Below are 3,311 nucleotides of genomic sequence, written 5' to 3' on the forward strand. Positions count from 1 at the left end.
GCCCCACCTCGTCCATCAGCACCAGGCTGCGTTCGGTCGCGTGATGCAGAATGGCGGCGGATTCGGTCATCTCGACCATGAAGGTCGAGCGCCCGCCGGCCAGATCGTCGGCCGCGCCGATGCGGGTGAAGATCTGATCGAGCGGACCCAGCACGGCGCGTGTCGCCGGCACGTAGCTGCCGATGTGCGCGAGCAGCGCGATCAGGGCGGTCTGCCGCATGTAGGTCGATTTGCCGCCCATGTTCGGGCCGGTGATCAGCAGCAGGCGCCGCTCGTCGGTCAGCCGGCAATCGTTGGCGATGAAGGTCTCGCCACCGGCGAGCTGGCCCTCGACCACCGGATGTCGACCGCCTTCGATCAGCAGGCCCGGCTCGGACGAGAACAGCGGTCGACAATAATTGCGCAGCCGCGCGCTGTCGGCGAAACCGGTTAGCAGGTCGAGCTGGGCCACCGCCTGGGCGATCTGCTGCAGCTCGGCGAGTTCGCCCTGCAACGCGGTGAGGATGCCGTCGTAGAGCTGCCGTTCACGCGCCAGCGCGCGGTCCTGAGCCGACAGGGCCTTGTCCTCGAAGGCCTTGAGCTCGGGTGTCAGGTAGCGTTCGGCATTCTTCAGCGTCTGCCGCCGGCGATAATCATCCGGCACCTTGGCCGCATTGCTGTGGCTGACCTCGATGTAGAAGCCATGCACCCGGTTGTATTCGACCTTCAGGTTGGCGATGCCCGTGCGCTCGCGTTCACGTGTTTCGAGTGCGAGCAGGAAGGCAGCACAATTGCCGTTGAGCGCGCGCAGTTCGTCGAGCTCGGCGTCGAAGCCATCGGCGATGACCCCGCCGTCGCGCAGCAGCGCTGCCGGTTCGGGCAGAATCGACCGGCTGAGCAGTTCGAGCGTGGCCTCTGGCGTGGCCAGTCGCGCGTGCAGCTCGGCGAGCAGCGGCGCCTCCGTGCCGGCCAGGGGCGCCCGCAGTTCGCCCAGCCGCTGCAGGCTGTCGCGCAGGCTGGACAGGTCGCGCGGCCGCGCACTGTAGAGCCCGATCCGGCCGCTGATCCGTTCGATGTCGGCAAAGCCGCGCAGCGACTGGCGCAGCGTACGCAGGGTGTGGCCCTCGTCGTCGAGCAGCATGGCGACCGCCGCATGGCGGGCGGCCGGGATGGCCGGGTCGCGCCACGGGTGATGCAGGGCATGGCGCAACAGCCGCGAACCCATCGCGGTGACGCAGTTGTCGAGCAGGCTGTAGAGGGTCGGCGCCGGCTGGCCGCGCAGCGTCTCGGTCAGTTCGAGGTTGCGTCGGGTTGCCGTGTCGAGGCCGAGGAAGGTCGCGTCGCGTTCGACCTGCAGCACCCGCAGGTGGGGCAGGGCACGGGCCTGGGTCGCCCTGGCATAGCGCAGCAGGGCGCCGGCCGCGGCAATTGCCGGGCGCAGACCCTCGGCCCCGAAGCCGGCCAGCGAACTGGTACCGAAGTGCGAACGCAGGTCGCGGCTGCCGGTCTCGACATCGAAATGCCAGTCCGGCTGACGGGTCAGCGCGACCTCCGGGGTGAAACCGAGCACCACGCTTTCCGGGAGGATGATCTCGGCCGGCCGGATCCGTTCGAGGGTGGCGGCCAGCCGGGTCGGCGCCACTTCGCAGACCCGGAACTCGCCGCTCGCCAGGTTGATCCAGGCCAGTCCGGCGAGCTGTCTGGTCACTTGGACGGCGAGCAGCAGGGTATCGCGCTTCTCGTCGAGCAGCGCGGCATCGGTCAGCGTGCCCGGCGTGACGATGCGCGCCACGGCGCGTTCGACCGGACCCTTGCTGGTCGCCGGGTCGCCGATCTGCTCGCAGATCACCACCGACTCGCCGAGCTTGACGAGCTTGGCCAGATACTGCTCGACGGCGTGGTAGGGCACCCCGGCCATCCTGATCGGCTGCCCGGCCGACTGGCCGCGGGTGGTCAACGTGATGTCGAGCAGGCGCGCCGCCTTTTCCGCGTCGTCGAAGAACAACTCGTAGAAGTCACCCATCCGGTAAAACAGCAGAATGTCCGGATGCTCGGCCTTGAGGCGCAGGTACTGCTGCATGACAGGAGTATGTTTGGCGGCCTCTTTCTCTTTCGTAACCATATGATTTTAAATGTAAATACTTTATGGTTTGGATTTGATGTAAAAGCTGTGATTCCATCTGGCGGGGGGCGTTTGAAAGAAAAAAGCTTTTATTTTTCAAGGCGATAAAAATCTGTCCGTTGATAAGGGTGTTGATTTTTAAGGTTTCGTTGCCTTATCGCTTCCTTTTGGCTTCCTGAAACCCGGAGTAGCGCACATCCTTATACACGACTCACCCCGCAGCGACCTTGCGCATGAACTGGGGGTCACCCGCACAGTCGATGACGCGCCGCCATCCGGGCCAGATGGTCATGACGCTTGGCGCTCCGTCGCCTTTGCGTGCGAAGAATCCGCCGAGCCTGGCCACCAGGCGCAGGACCTGTTTGAGGGTGGGGACGTCCGCTGGCGGCTTCTTCTGGCGAGCTTCCCTCGGTTTTTCACCTTCCCAAGGAGGTGTTTCATGCTACCAGTTTTTCCGGCGGGTGCTGGCTGATCCAGTGCTCCAGGAAATTGAACGGGCGAGCGGTGGCCGAGGGTCGAATGCAGCCGTTTCCGGTTGTGGAACCCCTCGATGTACTCGAAACTCACGGCCCTCATGTCGGCATGGCTGGCGTGGGGAATACCCTGCACCCGCTCGTTCTTGAAGCGCTTCAACCGGCGTTCGGTCGGCGTGTTGTGCGGCTTCGCCCTCTCGCCTGAAGGCTCGCGAAACGGCGCTTCGCTTGTTTTCCCGGCAGTGGCTCTTCCGGCTCAGCGAGCCGGTCTGCCGTATTCCCGGACATTGTCCTGGGAGGCCTGGCTCGCAGACTGGTCCTTGCTGGCCGGAAAGCCGCGAGCCCGCAGTTCCCGCACCCTGTGCCGACTACCGTAGGTGCCCTTGGTTTCGGCAGGGCGGGCGCGGATCAGCCCGGCCTCGGCTGTCGGTCAGTCGCTGCCGATCCGGCGTGCCGCCCCGCTTCCCGGCTTGCTGGTCACTCGGGCTGACCTCCAGGGTGGCGCACAGGTCGGCCAGGGCGAACTCCTGTCGAGGCGCGTCAATCCAGGCGTACTTCATGGCGCATCCTTCGCGAAGTCCGCCGCTGCTTTCTTGGGATTTCCAGCTCCCGCTTGAGCCGGATGTCTCGGCACGCAGCCGGGAGAGTTCCCTCTCTTGCGGCGTTACCACTTTGCCGTCGGCGCCACCGAGCTTGCCCGCGGCGGCTGCCTTGACCCTATTGCGCAAGGCCTGCTC

The 3,311-nt window shown here is 65.6% G+C and carries 1 protein-coding gene and 3 pseudogenes; all 4 read right to left on the reverse strand.

What is annotated here, in order from left to right:
• On the reverse strand, positions 1-2,101 hold a 2,101-nt coding region (gene mutS / locus JNK99_RS08960; RefSeq protein WP_291851634.1), incomplete at its 3' end, for a DNA mismatch repair protein MutS.
• Between the two features lie 211 nt (positions 2,102-2,312).
• Positions 2,313-2,498: pseudogene (locus tag JNK99_RS08965) on the reverse strand (IS4 family transposase); the annotation flags it as partial.
• 89 nt (positions 2,499-2,587) lie between these two features.
• Positions 2,588-2,719, reverse strand: a pseudogene (locus JNK99_RS08970) (IS3 family transposase); the annotation flags it as partial.
• 223 nt (positions 2,720-2,942) lie between these two features.
• Positions 2,943-3,311: pseudogene (locus JNK99_RS08975) on the reverse strand (hypothetical protein); the annotation flags it as partial.

The sequence above is a fragment of the Accumulibacter sp. genome, from assembly GCF_016789985.1.
Taxonomy (GTDB): domain Bacteria; phylum Pseudomonadota; class Gammaproteobacteria; order Burkholderiales; family Rhodocyclaceae; genus Accumulibacter.